This window comes from Metallumcola ferriviriculae (assembly GCF_035573695.1).
GTDB classification, from domain to species: Bacteria; Bacillota; JADQBR01; order JADQBR01; family JADQBR01; genus Metallumcola; species Metallumcola ferriviriculae.
The window spans coordinates 3,132,485-3,150,954 of the sequence record NZ_CP121694.1 but is presented as its reverse complement, the minus strand read 5'-3'; the positions used below and the strand labels follow the sequence as shown (position 1 = coordinate 3,150,954).

Genomic DNA, 18,470 nt, shown 5'->3' with positions numbered 1-18,470 from the left:
ACTAACAACCATCAACACAGCCACGAAGGCTGAGACACTACAGAAGTGGTGTATTAGCTTTGGTGGTTTTTACATTTACTGTAAACCTTCACTAATCTTCGCGGGAGGGATTTATGATGCATATGGCGGATGCACTGATTTCGCCGGCTGTGGGTGTTACCATGTGGGCAGCTGCTGCAGGGGTAGGAGCTTATTCGATAAAAAAGGTTCAAGATAATTTAGATGAGAAAAAAATCCCTTTAATGGGGGTTATGGGTGCTTTTGTATTTGCTGCCCAAATGATTAATTTTGCCATTCCCGCTACCGGTTCCAGTGGACACTTGGGAGGGGGCATGCTGCTGGCTATCTTACTGGGGCCCTATGCAGGATATCTTACTTTAGGTGCCATTCTTACCATACAAGCATTATTTTTTGCGGATGGCGGCTTGCTTGCGTTGGGAAGTAATATTTTTAATCTCGGTTTCTACACCTGTTTTATTGCCTATCCGCTGATTTATAAATTAATTATCCGAAAGGGATACTCGGTACGACGTCTATTTACCGGGGCAGTACTGTCTGCAGTTATAGGACTTCAGTTGGGTTCACTTAGTGTGGTTCTGCAAACGGTTTTCTCGGGTAAAGCAGAGTTGCCGTTTGATACATTTCTAATGTTAATGCAGCCCATTCACCTTGCTATTGGAATAGTAGAAGGGCTTGTTACTTTTGCCGTGGTCAGCTATATATGGAGAGAACGCCCTGAAATCATTGAAAAAGCCGCGGCGGGAAAAAAACTAGGCGTTGTTTCAATTAAGAAAGTAATCTTAATCATTGCGGTCATTACCCTAATAACCGCGGGCATCTTATCGGGCTTTGCCTCTACCCATCCTGACGGGTTGGAGTGGTCCATTTTCAAAGCTTCAGGAAAAGAAGGATTTGAAGCTCAGGGTGGAATTTATCAAGTGTTGGCAGCTATACAGGAAAAGACAGCAATATTTCCGGACTACAGTGTAAAAAAACAGGATGGACATGGGGCGACGACTGCAAAGCAGGGGAGTGGACAGTTAAACCAAAAACCGGAGACCGAAACGGGGGTGCCCGGTCTGCTTGGCGGTATAATGATTTTATTATTAGCCGGCTTAATGGGTTTTGTTATCTATTTCATTAAAAAGATAAAGATGACCAATAAAAACCTCTAACTCGAATATGGAGAAAAATAGTGCTATCATTAGTTTTATGAAGGGATCTGATGTGTTATGCCGGACATGACCAAATCATTATATAACATTCGGCTGCTTGACGAGCTGGCGGAAAGGGGAACAGCTATTCATCATATACACCCTCTTATTAAGGTGCTGACTACAGGGGTCTATGTGATTGTGACCGTGTCTTTCGGTAAATACGAGCTTGCCGCGTTGTTACCGCTTATTTTTTATCCGGTTATTTTGTTGACCTTGGCGGATATCCCATTAGTCCCCGTTTTGCAGAGGGCGTTATTAGTGTCACCATTGATAATTGGTATTGGGATATTTAATCCGCTGCTTGATAAGGCCCCAATGATTATTTTACCCTGGCTGCAGATTTCGGGAGGGTGGATATCTTTTTTATCGCTGCTGACCAAGGGATTCTTCACTATATTGGCTGCACTGATTTTAATTGCTACCACGGGGATGACCCGAATTGCTTCAGCACTGCAAATGCTTAGGATACCTAAATTATTTATCATGCAGCTGCTGCTCACATACAGATACATTTCCGTGCTAATAGAGGAGGTCATACGGGTGATGCGGGCCCATTCCCTGCGTTCCTTTGGTGGTAAGGGTGTTAAATACAAAGAGTGGGGACCGTTAATCGGGCAGTTGCTTTTCCGTACGTTGGAAAGGGCTCAACACATCTACCATTCTATGTGCTGCCGTGGATTTACGGGGGCGTATTATGTCGGCAAGGAGCAGAGAATAGCTGCGGTTGATATTCTTTATGTAGTCGGGTGGAGCTTTTATTTTGTATTAGTAAGAAGTTATGACGTGCCGGCCTTGTTAGGTTCATTAATAATGGGGGTGGGGAGATAAAATGAGTCATCATATTATTCATATAAATGATTTAAAATATCAATATCCTGATGGAAGGCAAGCTTTAAACGGTGTGCGTTTTGAAATAACCCATGGAGAATCGGTGGGCATTGTTGGTGCCAATGGTGCTGGTAAGTCGACGCTGTTGATGCACCTTGTTGGAGTTTTGTTTCCGGCTGAAGGCGAAGTCAGCATTGGCAATGTCCCGGTAATCAAGAAAACACTGCCACTAATACGGCAAAGGGTAGGTATGGTGTTTCAAAATCCTGATGATCAGCTGTTTATGACCACTGTTCACGATGATATAGCCTTTGGCCCGCGTAACTATGGGCTGCCTGAAGAAGAAGTTGAGAAAAGGGTAAACAGTTCATTAGATACTGTTGGCATCAAACATTTGAAGGACAGGCCGCCGTATAAGCTGTCTGGCGGGGAAAAACGGGCAGCCGCTATTGCTGCAGTGCTCGCAATGAATCCTGATATTCTAGTCATGGATGAACCGACATCTGCCCTTGACCCTAGATCGAGACGCCGTCTGATAAAACTTCTTAGCAATTTTTCGCATACCAAGATAATTACATCTCATGACATGGATATGGTGTTTGACCTTTGTGAAAGGACCATCGTCTTAAAAGACGGAAAGGTAAAAGCCGATGGTCTTACCAAAAAGTTGCTCAGTAATGCAGAATTAATGGAAGAGTGCGGCCTAGAGATTCCTTTAGCCCTGCAGGGATGTCCAGTCTGCAGTATAAAAGGATAACTTGAAAAGGATACTAAAACAGTTGGATTGACAGACGAAAAGTCTTTTGATATAATCCTGGTAAAACAAATAAGAATACTAGGAAATGGAGGCGCTTATTATGCGTGTGGTTAATAACATAGCTGATCTTATTGGACGGACGCCGGTAGTTAAACTTAATAAGTTAACGCCGGACAATGCCGCTGAGGTTTATGTAAAGTTAGAATCTTTCAATCCCGGGGGTAGTGTTAAAGATAGGATTAGCATAAATATGATTGAAGCAGCGGAAAAGGATGGAAGATTAAAACCTGGAACCACCATTGTGGAACCAACCAGCGGTAATACCGGCATAGGATTGGCAATGGTTGCGGCCGCAAAGGGCTACCGTCTACTCGTGGTTATGCCTGATACTATGAGTATTGAACGCCGTAAATTGATGGCCGCATATGGTGCTGAATTTGTGCTAACCCCAGGGAGCGAAGGAATGAAAGGCGCAGTTGCCAAGGCCACTCAATTAGCCGAAGAAAATTGCTATTTTTTGCCCCAACAATTTGAAAATCCAGCGAACCCCGAAATTCACCAAAAGACTACGGCACTAGAAGTAATTGAGCAACTTCCCGACTTAGACGCATTCGTTGCCGGCGTAGGAACCGGGGGTACCGTAACCGGGGCAGGTCAAGTATTAAAAGAAGAAATAAAACACATTAAGATTATTGCTGTGGAACCAAAGGATTCGCCGGTTTTATCCGGTGGCAGTGCCGGTCCCCACAAAATTCAAGGAATTGGTGCCGGTTTTATTCCCGTTGTGATGGATCAAGAGCAGGTGGATGAAATTGTTCAGGTTACCAATGAAGATGCCATGGAAATTGCCCGTCGTTTGGCAAAGGAAGAGGGCATTTTGGTGGGTATATCAAGCGGCGCAGCCGTATGGGCCGCAATTCAGGTAGCGGTAACGATGGGGCAAGGTAAGAAAGTCTTAGCAATTGCACCGGATACAGGCGAACGTTATTTAACCACGGAGTTATTTAAACTAGCTGACGAATAGGAGTAACTTTTAGATATATCAGGAGGGGGAACTGCGGCTTAGTTTTAAAGTCGCAGTTCCTTTTTCGATGCCTTTTACTTACAGGGACTGCTGCTCAGGGTTGTTAAATTTCAGTCAAAAGTATATAATTTCAATAAATTAACGTTGCAGTTACGCTAGCGGAAATATGAAATAAAAGGGGGTAAATTCGTGGATTTATTACAAATGAAAGGGCAGCTAGTTGCCTGGATACAAGAAAAAGTTTCTGCTGCCGGAGCCGACGGTACTGTAATCGGTATTTCAGGCGGTATTGATTCAGCGGTGGTAGCGGCATTGTGTCAATTGGCTTTTCCGGACAATAATTTGGGGGTAATTATGCCCTGTCAAAGCGATCCTGCTGATGCCGGACTGGCAAGGGAACTGGCTGAATCTTTGGGTATCAAATTTGTCGAGACAGACCTCAGCACTACTTACCAGACGCTGTTGGCGGCTTTAAATACTGACGATACTACCAGATTGGCTAAGGCCAATATCAAACCTCGACTTCGCATGACTACTCTTTATTATTACGCGGCCAGACACAACTATCTGGTCGCCGGTACCGGTAACCGCAGTGAGATATTTACCGGTTATTTCACCAAATATGGTGACGGAGGGGTAGATATGGAGCCAATTGGAGGATTATTAAAGAGCCAAGTCCGGGACCTTGCCAAGTTGCTTGGTGTTCCTGAAAGAATTATTACCAGACCACCGACTGCCGGTTTGTGGGAGGGGCAGACAGATGAAGATGAGTTGGAGATTAGTTATGAGCAGTTAGATAAGTACATTATTTCCGGAGAAGGGTCAGACAAGGTTAAGGAAGTGACAAGGCGGTTACACCAAAGCAGTGAGCATAAACGCCATATGCCCCCGGTACCGGAGTTCTAGTTGACAGTGGACAGCGGCCGATTTTGGCCGAAGTGTTAGTAATAACTTGACAAAAAGGTGCCTGACACCATTTTGTCAAGTTATTACACGGTGTGGCCGATTATGCTTTCACGATCGTTTAATTTTTATTCCAAATGTTGAGGAGATGATAGATATGTCTGGTCATTCAAAATGGGCGAATATTAAGCATAAAAAAGCGCGAATGGACGCGAAAAAAGGAAAGGTTTTTACACGGATTGCAAAAGAATTAACTGTAGCGGCGAAACAGGGTGGAGGCGATGTCGAGGCCAATGCTCGTCTTAAAGCGGCAATTCAGAAGGCTAAAGAAGCTAACATGCCCAATGACAATATTGAAAGGGCCATAAAAAAAGGTACGGGAGAAATAGAAGGGGTAGTTTACGAAGAGATTAATTACGAAGGATATGGGCCTGCCGGGGTGGCTGTTTTAATGGATGTGGCCACTGATAACCGGAACCGTACTGCTGCGGAAATTCGTCATCTTTTTGCCAAACATGGCGGCAACCTTGGTGAGAGCGGCTGCGTGGCTTGGATGTTTGAGCGCAAGGGGTACATTACTGTGGATATGACGGAAGAGATGGACGGTGAGGAGATAATGCTGGTAGCTATTGAATGTGGGGCAGAGGATGTCTTCGTTGAAGAGGATACGGTTGAAATCACCACCAGCCCCGAAAGCCTAGACCAGGTAAAGGAACAGCTGGACGGGCAAGGATTCAGCATCAGCGAGGCGGAGGTTACCATGATACCGAGCAACACTATTAAAGTAACTGATGAGAATGACGGTGAAAAGCTCCTTAAGTTAATGGAGATATTGGAAGATCATGATGATGTGCAAAATGCCTATGCTAATTTTGATATTGACGATAACTTAATGGAAAAAATCAGTCTGTAAAACACGGCCACGCTTTAGAGCACGGTTTTTTTAGGTGATCGTGGCAGGTATAGTAATTCCACTATTTGGGCATAATTATTTAAAATGTGTATTGTAGCTAATGCGCATTTGTAAGTGGGAGGACTTGCCATGCTGCGTAAATATTATCATGTGGTTATTGTTTTTGCTATTACTGCTCTAATAAGCTTTGCTCTGGTCTATCTGGCTATAAACGATAATTTAGAGAGACTGCCTTTTCCGCTGCCATCCGCAATGCAAAAACCGGTAGCACAGCTGGAAATTTCGGACAGCGATGGGGTTGCGGTTAGTTATAATTATCTGGCGTGTGGGCATACCGTGCTAGGCAGTCTGCCGACGGGTATGGATATTGAAGGCCTTAGTATAACGAAAGTAAAAGATTTGCTTCCGCGGGAGCAGGGATGGGTCGTCAACAAAGACGGAGACCAGATTAGTATCACTAAGTATCAAGAAGGGTTCTGCCCCGAAGACGAAAATAAGACACATCTAGGAGCTGTGGGGGAATTTGTAGCTGTTTTCAAAGGTCCGGTTGGAGTGAATTCACATATCATCGAAGTAACCGATATACCGGTCGCTAATCTGCCTATCGACTGGCAGGAGCAGGTTGAGCGCGGCGAGCTTGATTTCCAAAATGTTAAGAAACTAAAAGAGACTTTAGATTCCCTGGATGAGTATTCATTAGGAGAATATTTTTAAGAGAAATAATCAGGTAGGGACCCCGTTTGATATGCGGGGTCCTTACCTATTTTTAAAGCATTTTGATCGCTACTATTTCCCCGGGGCAGGATACCGGTACCCTTTGTCGAAATTACCTTGAGGGAGGGTATCGATGATTATTATGGGTATTGACCCGGGTACTGCTATTACCGGGTACGGCATAATTACATACAGCGGCAACAAATTCAAGGTTATAGACTACGGTTGTATCCGCACGTCTTCGAAACTTTTCTTGGATAAACGTTTATGTCAAATATACAATGATATTAAAGGAATTCTGGATCAATACCCGCCCGATGCTTATGCTGTGGAGCAACTGTTTTTTAATAAAAATACCCGCACGGCCCTTGCTGTTGGGCAAGCCAGAGGTGTGTTGGTGTTGGCCGCGGCGGATAGGGGAATCCCTGTGTTTGAGTATACTCCGCTTCAGGTGAAACAGTCTGTGGCAGGTTACGGGCGCGCTGAGAAAAGTCAAATACAACAAATGGTTAAAACCTTTTTAAACCTTCGTACCATACCCAAGCCTGACGATGTGGCAGATGCTCTTGCCATTGCCATTTGCCATGCACATTCTTATCGACTATTGGAAAAAACTGTCCTAAAGGGAGAGAAAAAATGATTGCTTTTATAAAGGGCGTTGTCAGACAGATTAATGTGGATAATCTGGTTGTAGAAACAACAGGATTAGGGTACCAAATATATGTACCCGGTGGCTGCCTTGAACGCTGCCGTATTGGTGCAGCAGTGGAACTGCACACCCATTTTGTGCTTAAAGAGGATGGGACTCAGTTGTTCGGTTTTTTGGATATCCAGGAGTTAAGTCTCTTTAAAATGATTTTGAATGTTTCCGGCATCGGCCCCAAAGGCGCAATGGCGGTGTTATCTGCTTTGGGAGCGGAACGTTTCACCCACGCTGTGGTGGGTGAAGATGTAGCGGCCATCACGAAGGTGCCGGGGGTGGGTAAAAAAACTGCCCAACGATTGATAATCGAATTAAAAGATAAGTTGGCAAAGGAAAGCGGCCTAGCGTCGTTTGCTTCTCCAGCGGGAGGGATGGGCGGTGCCGGTATTTTCGGGGAAGTGCTTGCTGCGCTGGAGGCATTGGGCTATTCTAGCAGTGAAGTATTACCCGTCCTTAACAGGGTAACTAAAGAATTTGATGGGACCGCCAAGGTAGAACATGTTATTAAGTTGGTACTTAAGCAAATGGCATCCGTTTAGGAGGGTGAAGGATGGATTATAATAATGACGAGAGGATAATATCCCCGGCGCCTAGAGATGAGGATATTGAAGAACAGGGGCTGCGACCCCGCAGTTTGAACGAATATATTGGTCAGGGTAAAGCCAAGGAAACTATGTCTATTTTTATAGAAGCAGCGAAAAAAAGAGGGGATTCCCTAGACCATGTACTACTGTACGGGCCTCCGGGACTGGGTAAAACTACCCTGGCAAATATTATTGCAAACGAAATGGATGTGCAAATACGTATTACATCAGGACCGGCAATTGAACGCCCCGGTGATTTGGCAGCCATCCTTACCAACTTAGATACGGGGGATGTCTTGTTTATTGATGAAATTCATCGGCTTAATCGCACCGTAGAAGAAGTGCTTTATCCGGCTATGGAAGATTTTTGTTTGGATATCGTCATAGGCAAGGGGCCTAGTGCTCGTTCTATCCGGTTGGATGTACCCTCCTTTACTTTGGTAGGGGCAACTACAAGGGCGGGACTGTTGACATCCCCTTTGCGGGATCGGTTTGGTATAATTAGCAAACTTGAATTTTATGATAATAACGACTTGGCGGAGATTGTCACCCGGACTGCTGCTGTTTTGGATATTGAGGTTGAACCCGATGCTGCCATGGAAGTCGCCCGCCGTTCTCGTGGCACGCCACGGGTAGCAAACAGACTGCTTAAGCGGGTACGTGACTTCGCCCAGGTGCGGGCGCAGGGTAAGGTTACCTTAGCAGTGGCCCAGGATGCATTGAAGATGCTGGAAGTGGATGACATGGGATTAGACAGCGTGGATAGGAAAATGCTGCTGGCGATAATTGACAACTTTGACGGCGGACCGGTGGGGGTAGAAACGTTAGCTGCTACCATCGGGGAGGAAGCGGGAACGGTGGAAGACGTATACGAGCCATTTTTACTGCAGCAGGGTTTCATAAGCAGAACTCCCAGGGGTCGTATTGCCACAAACAGGACATATAGTTATTTTGGCCGCGATAAGGAGAAAACGGAACAAAAAAGTTTGGAGTTCTAGTCTGGAGGGACCAAACATGCCGGAAATGTCGGCAATAGGGAAAATGCTGCTGGGCTTGGGAATCATAATCAGTATTATTGGTTTGATACTTATTTTCGGCGGTAAATTGCTGCCTTTAGGGAAACTGCCCGGAGATATTTACATTCGCAAAGGTAATTTCACATTTTATTTTCCGCTGGTGAGCGGCATACTTATCAGTATCATTCTTACCATTCTTCTTAACCTGCTTTTTCGCAGGTAATATTTTTTTTAGCTCTTTTAACACCCCCAGAATTTTTTATAATAAGTCGAATAATATGACACGGATTGAGGTGAGAGGGGTTGTCGGAAAAGGAATTTTACTTCTTGCTGATGCAGGCAAAAAAAGGGGATAAGAAATGCCGAAATCAGTTAATTGAAAAATACCGTCCGTTTATTTTAAAAGCAGCCGCTCAAGTTTCTGGACGGTTTATTAATATGGGAGAAGATGATGAGGCAAGTATTGCACTTATAGCATTTAATGAAGCGATAGATAGCTTTGATGAAAGCAAGGGGTGTTCATTTATTGGTTTTGCCCAAACAGTAATTAGAAGACGCTTGATAGATTTTTATCGTAGTGAAAAAAAAAGAGTGAGCATTCCTTTTTCCCAGATAGATGATGGCCCCGGCAATGTTCTCGGCAGCGCCGAATTTGTTGCGGCCGCTGCTCAGTACGATGCGGATGTGGAAAAGATTGAGCGCCGTGAGGAGATTGAAAGGTTCACGCAAACGCTCAGTTCATTTGACATTAAATTTGATGACTTGGTTAAAGCATCGCCAAAGCATGAAACTGCTCGGCAAAGAGCGATGGAGGTTGCTGTTGCTATTGCGAGAAATGAGCATATGCGTAAGCACCTTTATTCTTATAAAAGCTTGCCATTAAAGGAACTTTCGACACGGGCCAAGGTCAGTCGTAAAACCTTGGAACGTCAGCGAAAATACATAATAGCTGCGGTTATCATTTTGACAAGTGATTTTTACTATTTGAAAGAATATATAAAAAAGGTACTTTAGAATCAAAAATTATTGAGACTGAGAGGGAGGTTAACGATGGGTACAAAAAAGGGTCTTGTTATGGCTGTTAATGGTAATAAGGCAACAGTTCTTACTCCGGAAGGGGAATTTAAGGAATATCAAATGACTGGGATTGCCATCGGAGATGAAGTTGTTTTGCCTGTACCCACCACGAGAACACCCTACTGGTTGTCAGCGGCAGTATTATTAATCATTGTTCTTGCCGGTATGGCAGGAGGAGTTTTGTTCCAACCGGCTGGTAATGTTTATGCTTATATATCCATGGATATTAACCCCAGTGTGGAGTTAGCTGTATCTTCTCGGGGGACGGTAACCGAGGTGAACCCGCTTAATAACGATGGGGCACGTCTTGTCGCGGCGGCAGAGGTAAAGCGGCTGCCGGTAGATAACGCGGTGGCGGTCTTATTAAGAAAAGCCAGGGAAATGGGGTACTTAGATACTGGTGATAATACGGTAGTTTTTAGTGTCAACCCTATTCAAGGTGAAGCCAAGGAACGCCTTAAACTGGCATCGCGGTTAAGAAATACGGCGTACAATAACCTTCCTAAAGAGACTACCGTTAGCACTGTATCAGTGGGAAGTGAGCTGCGCGAGGAAGCAAAATCCATGGGATTGTCAGCGGGGAAATATGCTATACTCATGGAAGCGCGGGAGCAGGGCTTAGAAGTGTCTGTAGAAAATCTGAAAACTAGTAGCATTATCAAAGCTATTAAAGAGGCAGATGGAATACCCGGTCAGGTTATCAATAAGGCGGAAAAAGATGTTCGCTTTCAAAAGAAGCAGTTCAAACGCGAATTTAAAGATAATGTAAAGAAATCCAAACATAACGAAAGACAGCGTGCGGACAATTCTAACAATGACGAAGGGGGAAAAGGGCAGGAAGGACCGTTGCCTGGCAAGGGTGAAAAACATCAGCCGCCTTCAGCTAATTCTTTGCGTGAAGAGGGTGACGATGAAGGCTATAGTGGCAGGGCAGGCAAATCAGATCCAGAATGGAAAGAAAATGACAATACTGAGAAGACACCGGATAAAACAGAAACAAAGGGAAAGAAGACAGTGAACGGCAGTGATGACAAAAGTAAATTCGACAACAATAGTCGTAAGTCAAAGGCTAAGGATGACACGGATATTGAAATGCTAATGAAAAAATGGAATTTTCAGGACCGTATTATGAAGATGAGGTCAAGATTACTGAAGAAAGAAGTTCCGTTAGAAAATTCATTTAAGTATAGTAATAAAGTTGAAAAAGATAAGCGTAATGGTAAGGACGATACCCCTAAAAAAAGAGGTAACGATTAATAGACTGGGTCCGAAAGGACTCTTTCTTTTTTTGTCGAAATAAGGTAAGTCGAAATAAAGCGAGTGGAATTAAGAAAAGGAAGTGCAGCACGAGATTATAGCGTTGAGGTGGATAAGATGCGATATGCAAAAATTGTTTTCATACTTTTAGTAATGATGGCAGCTCCCTTTTTACCTCCGCCCGCAAACGTTTGGGCAGAAAAGAGTGATAATTTGATTCGGGTAGGACTTTCTGGAATAGCTCCTCGGATTGAATTCAGGGTGGAAACTGGTGCTTATGCCTTAATGGATAGCGCAACCAATCTACCGATAGTTCAGCCCAAGCCTGGGCAATTATGGAGTATAATTAAAAGCGGACCTAATCTTAAAGTTGCTCTAAACGGCAGGGAGCAGAAACTGCCCTTTGATGGCCCCGTTATTTTGCGGGCTGTGGACGAAGGACTGCACCTATACACATACAACGGTACTAAATACCGTGGCGATTTGATTGTTGAAAACCGCGCTGACGGTGTTATGCCAATAAATGTACTGCCCATGGAACAATATCTCTATGGAGTGGTAGGACAGGAAATGGGAAATAGTGCACCGCTAGAGGCATTGAAAGCTCAAGCAGTGGTTTCCCGTTCGTACGCAATGTCCCTAAAAAATTCTCTGGGGAGTTTTGATGTTGGTATTGATACGGGTACTCAGGTTTACCGCGGTTACAATGCAGAAACCCAGGCAAACGGCGACCGGGTAGTGGCGGCTGTGGATGCTACAAGGGGCCAAATAGTTGTCTATGATGGTAAAGTCATTCGCGCCTTTTTTCATTCCAATGCCGGTGGATACACTGAAAGTAGTGAAAATGTTTGGGTGGAACCACTGCCATATTTAAAAGCAGTGCCATCACCTTACGATATTTATGCTGCCCAGTATGAAAACCAAACAAACGGTTGGCCAAGTGTGTCCTATAGTTGGCAGAAAGGCATAACACGGGAAGAGCTATATTCACAGGTCTCCCGTTGGAACAAGAAGGCCGAGAATAACGATTCTTTAAATTTAATTAATGTAGGCAGTATTTCAGATATCAAGCTGTCCCGAATAGACCGTAATGGGGATAAAGACACCGCCTCGGGCAGGGTGACTGAACTTACTTTAATTGGGGACCAAGGGCAGGCCAGCGTCTACAGAGATGGGATTCGTACCCTGTTGGGATTGAGAAGTACGCTGTTTAATATTAGCTTCGATTCTACGGTTACCGTACTCAATGGCAGGGGTGACCAGGGGCGGATAAACAGTCTTGACGGTAGCTATTCCGCAGGATATGATGGCAGGACAACATTGGTCAACAAGGGGGAGAAAGATGTCTTTTTGCAGAGCAGGTCGGCGAACCGGCAAATCCCTAAAAAATTCAGCAAAGTCGTTATAGAAGGCAATGGCTATGGTCATGGCCTGGGCATGAGTCAGTGGGGTGCCCGGGGTATGGCAAAAGATGGGTATAAATATGATAAAATTATCCAACACTATTATAATCAGGGATTGGATAACGGCAATTTGTCTATCGAGACGATTTATTAAGGAGATAGAGATGCGAGTTTCTGATTTTGAATACAATCTTCCGGAACAATTGATTGCCCAGCATCCCGTAATGCCGAGGGATGCCTCGCGGCTGCTGGTATTAGACCGGCATAGCGATAGAGTGACAGACGAGCACTTTTCCCATATCGTGGATTACTTAAGCCCGGGTGATGTACTTGTGGTAAATGACACTCGGGTTATTCCTGCGCGCTTGTTTGGTATAAGACAGCATACCGGGGCAAAGATCGAGGTGCTGCTGCTTAAACAGATTGAAGAAGATAGTTGGGAAACACTGGTGAAGCCAGGAAAAAAGGCGCGGCCCGGTGAAGTACTTATTTTTGGCGATGGGATGATGACCGGGGAAGTGCTGGATATAACATCTGCCGGCGGGCGGGTGATTCGCTTTCATTATGAAGGTATCTTTCAAGAGATTTTAAGCCGGCTGGGTGAAATGCCGCTTCCTCCATACATCAGGGAAAGTTTAGGTGACCCCGAACGCTATCAAACCGCCTATGCTCGGGAAGAGGGGTCAGCGGCAGCGCCCACGGCAGGGCTGCATTTTACTCCCCAACTCCTGGCAAGAATAAAGGAAAAGGGTATTAAAGTCGTATCGGTGCTGCTGCATGTGGGCCTGGGTACATTCAGGCCGGTTTCAGCGGAAAATGTTGCGGAGCACCATATGCATGCGGAATATTATCGTATCGATGTCCCGACGGTCAATTCAATAAATAGAGCCCGGGAGCAGGGAAATAAAGTATTTGCGGTGGGGACCACTGTTGTACGGACCTTAGAAACAGCCGCTCCAAAGGGGAAGCTTGTTTCATCATCGGGCTGGACTGATATATTCATTTATCCGGGCTATGATTTTCAAATAGTGGATGGTTTAATTACAAACTTTCACCTGCCCCGGTCCACCCTGCTGATGCTAGTTTCGGCTTTTGCGGGGCGGGAAAAAGTTTTGGCCGCGTATAATCACGCGGTAACTAAAAAATATCGATTTTTTAGTTTTGGTGATGCTATGCTGATTGTTTAAAGAGAGTTATTGTGACCTGGGGGTAGAGTATGTTTGAATTTAAATTACATAAGGAAGCTGCTGATTGTAGTGCCAGGCTCGGAACAATAACCACCGCCCACGGTACCATTCAAACACCGATTTTTATGCCGGTGGGAACCCTGGCAACAGTAAAGGCAATGTCCCCAAGGGAATTAGACGAAATAGGCGCCCAAATAATTCTTAGCAATACATATCATCTTTATTTGCGGCCTGGCCATGGCTTAATTCATGATGCTGGCGGGTTACATAAATTTATGAATTGGGAAAAGCCTATCCTGACAGATAGTGGCGGTTTTCAGGTATTTAGTTTGGGGGATTTGCGGAAAATTACCGAGGACGGAGTTGAATTTCGGTCCCATATAGATGGGTCGAAACATTTCTTTAGTCCCGAACATGCCACTGAGGTACAAATGGCATTGGGCTCAGATATTGCTATGACCTTCGATCAATGTCCTCCGTATCCTTGCGAACGTGAAGAAGTTAGAAAAGCCGTAGACAGAACTACGAGATGGGCACAGCGCTGCCTCGATTTTCATAATCATGACTATCAGGTTTTATTTGGAATTGTTCAAGGCGGTGTTTACCGGGATTTGCGGGAAAGCAGTACCGAGGCTTTGGTGAAGATGGATTTTCCCGGTTATGCCATTGGCGGTTTAAGTGTGGGAGAGCCAAAACCCTTGATGTACGAGGTGTTGGATTATACTACGCCGATGCTTCCCAGGGAAAAACCACGTTATTTAATGGGTGTAGGAACGCCGGACGCATTGCTGGAAGGGGTAGCCAAAGGAGTGGATATGTTTGATTGTGTCCTACCCACCAGAATTGCCCGCAACGGCACTGTAATGACCAGTCAGGGGAAACTGGTGGTGAGAAATGCGGCTTATGCTCGAGATTTTCAACCGCTTGACCCGGATTGTAACTGCTACGCCTGCAGCAATTTTTCCCGGGCGTACATCCGCCATTTGATTAAAGCCAATGAAATATTGGGATTTAGATTAACCACCATCCATAATCTCCACTTTTTACTGGATTTAATGTCCAAAGTGCGCCAGGCTATTACTGAGGAAAGATTTTTGCAGTTTAAAGACAATTTCATGCGACAATATAACGGTGAACAGAAGGGTTAGCGTCTTTAATGTAGAATGAGCATGGATAATGGTTTTGTACATAAAATAGGGTTGAAAGGGGTGAAAAAATTGAATCTTCAAGGTATAGGCGGTACGGTAGCATATTTTGGATTGTTCATTGCCATACTATATTTTCTTATGATCAGGCCACAGCAGAAACAACAGAAAAAACGTCAAGAAATGCTGGGAAAATTGGAAATAAACGATAAGGTTGTTACAGTGGGCGGCCTTCATGGGAAACTTATTAAGATGGATGATGATACCATCGTTTTACGAATAGCGGATAAGGTTGAAGTAAAATTTGACAAAAAGTCCATTGCTTATGTGGCGAGCGATAACTAGAAGATAAACAAATTTTAAAGAAATAGCGGCTTAAGGGTCGTTATTTTTTTTGTTTTGAGCAAACCTCCCAGAAAGTGACATCAATCGTGAGAGGAAAAGCCCTTACCTATGTCTAAGTTTTATAAATATGGCATCAGCAGGGAGGGCGGAGGCGTGAATATAATTAAGAAAATGTTTAGCAAAAAAATTCGTGAAAGCGAAAACTACAGTAAAAAGGGCCTGGAGGCACAGTCGGCGGCAGATGATGATCTTGCTATTCCTTGGGTTTTGGAAGGAGACTCCCTGGTGCTGGCGGAAGAAAATCGTTTACTGCTAAAGTTCGAAGATACTGGTCGGGAGTGAGCTTACATGAATGTTTCCCATGAACAATGGTCTATTCGCCGGGGGGATATTTACCGTATCGAATTGGGTGTTGACCAAGAATACAGGCGTCTGGAAAGACCGGTATTGGTTGTACAAAATGATATTGGGAACCGACTGTGTAGTTCAGTTATTGTGGTGCCGCTTACACCGGAAAAGGAAGCTCGACGGGTTCTCTTTGGTATTCTTATAGCTGGTGGGAAGGAGACTGGGCTGGAAAGGGATTATGTGGCTTTATTTTCGCAGATCCGTACGCTGGACAAGGCGCGTTTTGCCGGCGATAATTATCGCGGATTTATTACCCCGAAGCTGCGCCGCGAAGTTAACGAAGCGTTAGAAATTAGCTTGGGATTAAGTGCTTTGCAAGAAATTGAAGACCGTATGAGGCACAGATAATTATACAGCCACACTGCGAAGAATTTTCGCAGCGTGGCTTATTTGTTGATGTATAGGAAATTATGGGTTGTGGATAATTTCCTATACATGGGGGTTATTAAGGGGTGCTGCCCTGCACAAGTGCTCCCAGCAAGCTGGCAAGTCTTCTGGGCCTGCCTGGTGGAATTTTTGCACATACTCTAATAGTTTTGCTATTAAGCAGTACATAATTTGGGATGTAGGGTAAAATAGTAAAATAGGTAAGCGCTAAAAGAGGAATTGAGCTGTCTTAAGAAGAAGTTTTTGTCGTATGTATAGGAAATTATGGGTTGTGGATAATTTCCTATACATGGGGGTTATTAAGGGGGCATGCCCCCTTATGTTAAATGCAGGAGGGTCACAGCGAAGCGACCTAGGGCGAGTGGCGTCACGAATAAGTGACGCCAAGGTACGAGCGCCGCCGAGTCGGTGAGGCGGCCGGGTGCGCAGCACCCAGGGGTTCCCTGGGTAAGAATATAGAGAGACTTGGCAACTTGTTGCCTAGTCGATCTTAATGCCCTTGGGTGCAAAAGCATTACCTTTTGAGGCCGAAGGCATGAAATGCTTTTGTTCAAAACCAATATATCAGCAGGATGAGGAGGAAAAGTGTGGTTACTTTGGAGATGATAAAAAGGGATACCGAAATTGATACATATATACGCAAAGGGAATGAGTATCTTGGTGCCATGGGTTTCACCGAACATAGCTATCGTCATGTGAACTTGGTGTCCAACGTGTCACAAAACATTTTGGAGAAACTGAATTTTGATGCTCGCCTGGTCGAATTGGCGGGCATTGCCGGTTATATGCATGATATTGGTAATGTTATCAGCCGCTATGACCACGGTCAGTCCGGAGCAGTGATGGCGTATTCAATCCTGAAGCAGTACGAGATGCCGCCGGAGGAGATTGCTTCGGTTATATCGGCTATCGGTAATCATGAAGAGCAGTATGGACATGCAGTTAATGAGGTGGCTGCGGTGCTGATTTTAGCAGATAAGTCTGATGTGCATCGATCCCGAGTGCGCAACCGGGACTTCGCAACCTTTGATATTCATGACCGTGTAAATTACGCCGTAGAACATTCTTTTTTACGGGTTTCAGCAGAACAAAAGAAAATCACTATGGAACTTACCATTGATTTGGAGATAAGCACCATCATGGAATACTTCGAAATATTTCTCAGCCGTATGGTGATGTGCCGGAGAGCAGCGGCATTTCTGGATTGCCATTTTGGTTTGGTTATCAATGAGGCCCGGTTGTTATAAGCGCAAATATTGGTAAAGCGACCGGAGGTAACCTTAATTGACAAGCTTCTTACAAGAGGTTTATAATATTTAAGTATGGTGTTTTGTTATTTTGTTAGCTCATTCACAAGGAGGAGAAGTGAAGATGAACTCGGGGAAACTGATGAAATTAGCCTTCGTCATAGTCTTAGTGCTGGTTGTTGGCGTCCTCCTCTATAATCCAATCATGAACGCTGTTAATCTTGGTTTGGACCTTCAAGGAGGAGTACACGTAGTACTTAAGGCAGTAAAAGAAAAGACGGCAATAACGGATGAAGACATGCAGCAGTTAAAAACTGTTATGCGAGAACGGGTAGACGAATTAGGTGTGAGTGAGCCTGTTATCCAAGTGTCAGGAAACGATCGCTTAATTGTGGAAGTGGCTGGTGTCGAAGACCCGGAGCAGGCAGTTGATTTAATTGGTAAAACCGCCATGCTTCAGTTTAAAACGAGTGATGGGAAAACTGTTTTAACTGGTAAAGATCTAAAAGATGCCAAGGCGGTTATTAATAATTCCAACGGTCAAGCGGAGATTCAACTTCAATTTAACTCGGAGGGAGCCAAAAAATTTGGTGATGTAACCAGCCGGTTGGTACAGAATTACCAGAATAATGACCCAAGAAGGGCTATCGCGATTTATCTTGATGAAGACCTATTGACTAATCCAAATGTTAATGAGGCTATTCCCAGTGGAACTGCTGTGATTACCGGAAACCGTAACTTTGAAGAGGCAAGTAATATTGCTGCGCTATTACGCGGCGGTGCGCTGCCGGTGAATGTGGAAATTATGGAAAAGCGTACTGTAGGACCTACATTAGGTGCTAATTCTCTTAATCGTAGTGTCAACGCAATCCTTTACTCATTAATTGCAATTGTTTTATTTATTATTCTCTATTATCGCGTTCCGGGACTTGTAGCGGCTTTCTCGTTGTTGGTTTATGCCATTATAGTAATGGGCGGTCTTGCCTCTATTAACGCTGTCCTGACGCTGCCGGGAATTGCCGGGCTGCTTTTATCTATTGCTTTTGCTGTGGATGCCAATATTATTATTTACGAACGACTTAAGGAAGAATTAAAGAATGGAAAAACCATTCGTGCCGCAATTGAAGCGGGTTTTGGTCGGGCATTCTGGACCATTTTTGATGCTAATACTACTACTTTGCTGGCTGCGGCAGTGTTATTCTATTATGGCACCGGCCCAATCCGCGGATTTGCGGTTACTTTGGGCATTGGTATTTTAGCCAGCATGTTCACTGCCATTACCTTTACACGCTTTTTACTGCGTCTATTGGCAGATACCAGGCTGGTTAAAAACACTAAGATGTATGGCGCGTAGG

General features: G+C 44.5%; 21 protein-coding genes. All 21 read left to right on the top strand.

What is annotated here, in order from left to right; genetic code table 11:
• Window positions 1-116: 116 nt before the first annotated feature.
• The 21 genes from MFMK1_RS15595 to secD all read left to right on the top strand — a co-directional run bounded on the left by MFMK1_RS15595 (window position 117) and on the right by secD (window position 18,469).
• A complete protein-coding gene (locus tag MFMK1_RS15595) occupies window positions 117-1,175 on the top strand; it encodes an energy-coupling factor ABC transporter permease (RefSeq protein ID WP_366924965.1) in 1,059 nt (352 codons plus the stop codon).
• 57 nt (window positions 1,176-1,232) lie between these two features.
• Window positions 1,233-2,045: a cobalt ECF transporter T component CbiQ gene (cbiQ, locus tag MFMK1_RS15590; RefSeq protein ID WP_366922608.1), complete on the top strand. Its 813-nt coding sequence runs from the start codon at window positions 1,233-1,235 to the stop codon at window positions 2,043-2,045.
• 1 nt (window position 2,046) lies between these two features.
• Window positions 2,047-2,802, top strand: a complete 756-nt coding sequence (locus MFMK1_RS15585) for an energy-coupling factor ABC transporter ATP-binding protein (protein ID WP_366922607.1) — start codon at window positions 2,047-2,049, stop codon at window positions 2,800-2,802.
• 100 nt (window positions 2,803-2,902) lie between these two features.
• Window positions 2,903-3,826 (top strand): cysteine synthase A, encoded by a 924-nt coding sequence (gene cysK / locus MFMK1_RS15580; protein WP_366922606.1) that lies wholly within the window; start codon window positions 2,903-2,905, stop codon window positions 3,824-3,826.
• Window positions 3,827-4,015: 189 nt separating this feature from the next.
• Window positions 4,016-4,732, top strand: a complete 717-nt coding sequence (nadE, locus tag MFMK1_RS15575) for an NAD(+) synthase (protein WP_366922605.1) — start codon at window positions 4,016-4,018, stop codon at window positions 4,730-4,732.
• A gap of 154 nt (window positions 4,733-4,886) precedes the next feature.
• A complete protein-coding gene (locus MFMK1_RS15570; RefSeq protein WP_366922604.1) occupies window positions 4,887-5,642 on the top strand; it encodes a YebC/PmpR family DNA-binding transcriptional regulator in 756 nt (251 codons plus the stop codon).
• Window positions 5,643-5,771: 129 nt separating this feature from the next.
• Window positions 5,772-6,356, top strand: coding sequence for a hypothetical protein (locus MFMK1_RS15565; RefSeq protein WP_366922603.1), 585 nt, complete (start codon window positions 5,772-5,774; stop codon window positions 6,354-6,356).
• Window positions 6,357-6,489: 133 nt separating this feature from the next.
• Window positions 6,490-6,996, top strand: coding sequence for a crossover junction endodeoxyribonuclease RuvC (ruvC, locus tag MFMK1_RS15560; RefSeq protein WP_366922602.1), 507 nt, complete (start codon window positions 6,490-6,492; stop codon window positions 6,994-6,996).
• A complete protein-coding gene (ruvA, locus tag MFMK1_RS15555; protein WP_366922601.1) occupies window positions 6,993-7,598 on the top strand; it encodes a Holliday junction branch migration protein RuvA in 606 nt (201 codons plus the stop codon). Before ruvC ends, ruvA begins: the two co-directional genes overlap by 4 nt.
• Before the next feature lie 11 nt (window positions 7,599-7,609).
• Entirely contained in the window at window positions 7,610-8,641 is a 1,032-nt protein-coding gene (gene ruvB / locus MFMK1_RS15550; RefSeq protein ID WP_366922600.1) for a Holliday junction branch migration DNA helicase RuvB, read from the top strand.
• Between the two features lie 16 nt (window positions 8,642-8,657).
• Complete coding sequence (locus tag MFMK1_RS15545; protein ID WP_366922599.1) at window positions 8,658-8,882, top strand: DUF2905 domain-containing protein; 225 nt, start codon at window positions 8,658-8,660, stop codon at window positions 8,880-8,882.
• An 80-nt stretch (window positions 8,883-8,962) separates the two neighbouring features.
• Window positions 8,963-9,673, top strand: a complete 711-nt coding sequence (gene sigI / locus MFMK1_RS15540) for an RNA polymerase sigma-I factor (protein WP_366922598.1) — start codon at window positions 8,963-8,965, stop codon at window positions 9,671-9,673.
• A 36-nt stretch (window positions 9,674-9,709) separates the two neighbouring features.
• The gene (locus MFMK1_RS15535) at window positions 9,710-10,993 is read left to right on the top strand and encodes an anti-sigma factor domain-containing protein (protein WP_366922597.1); all 1,284 of its coding nucleotides are present in this window, start codon (window positions 9,710-9,712) and stop codon (window positions 10,991-10,993) included.
• 117 nt (window positions 10,994-11,110) lie between these two features.
• Entirely contained in the window at window positions 11,111-12,550 is a 1,440-nt protein-coding gene (locus tag MFMK1_RS15530; RefSeq protein ID WP_366922596.1) for a SpoIID/LytB domain-containing protein, read from the top strand.
• Between the two features lie 10 nt (window positions 12,551-12,560).
• The gene (queA, locus tag MFMK1_RS15525; protein ID WP_366922595.1) at window positions 12,561-13,583 is read left to right on the top strand and encodes a tRNA preQ1(34) S-adenosylmethionine ribosyltransferase-isomerase QueA; all 1,023 of its coding nucleotides are present in this window, start codon (window positions 12,561-12,563) and stop codon (window positions 13,581-13,583) included.
• Between the two features lie 29 nt (window positions 13,584-13,612).
• Window positions 13,613-14,731, top strand: coding sequence for a tRNA guanosine(34) transglycosylase Tgt (tgt, locus tag MFMK1_RS15520; protein ID WP_366922594.1), 1,119 nt, complete (start codon window positions 13,613-13,615; stop codon window positions 14,729-14,731).
• 69 nt (window positions 14,732-14,800) lie between these two features.
• The gene (gene yajC, locus MFMK1_RS15515; protein ID WP_366922593.1) at window positions 14,801-15,073 is read left to right on the top strand and encodes a preprotein translocase subunit YajC; all 273 of its coding nucleotides are present in this window, start codon (window positions 14,801-14,803) and stop codon (window positions 15,071-15,073) included.
• 153 nt (window positions 15,074-15,226) lie between these two features.
• The gene (locus tag MFMK1_RS15510; RefSeq protein WP_366922592.1) at window positions 15,227-15,415 is read left to right on the top strand and encodes a hypothetical protein; all 189 of its coding nucleotides are present in this window, start codon (window positions 15,227-15,229) and stop codon (window positions 15,413-15,415) included.
• A 6-nt stretch (window positions 15,416-15,421) separates the two neighbouring features.
• Window positions 15,422-15,829 (top strand): type II toxin-antitoxin system PemK/MazF family toxin, encoded by a 408-nt coding sequence (locus MFMK1_RS15505; RefSeq protein ID WP_366922591.1) that lies wholly within the window; start codon window positions 15,422-15,424, stop codon window positions 15,827-15,829.
• Window positions 15,830-16,455: 626 nt separating this feature from the next.
• Window positions 16,456-17,115, top strand: coding sequence for an HD domain-containing protein (locus MFMK1_RS15500; protein ID WP_366922590.1), 660 nt, complete (start codon window positions 16,456-16,458; stop codon window positions 17,113-17,115).
• A 124-nt stretch (window positions 17,116-17,239) separates the two neighbouring features.
• Window positions 17,240-18,469, top strand: a complete 1,230-nt coding sequence (gene secD, locus MFMK1_RS15495) for a protein translocase subunit SecD (RefSeq protein WP_366922589.1) — start codon at window positions 17,240-17,242, stop codon at window positions 18,467-18,469.
• The last annotated feature ends 1 nt before the right edge of the window (window position 18,470 follow it).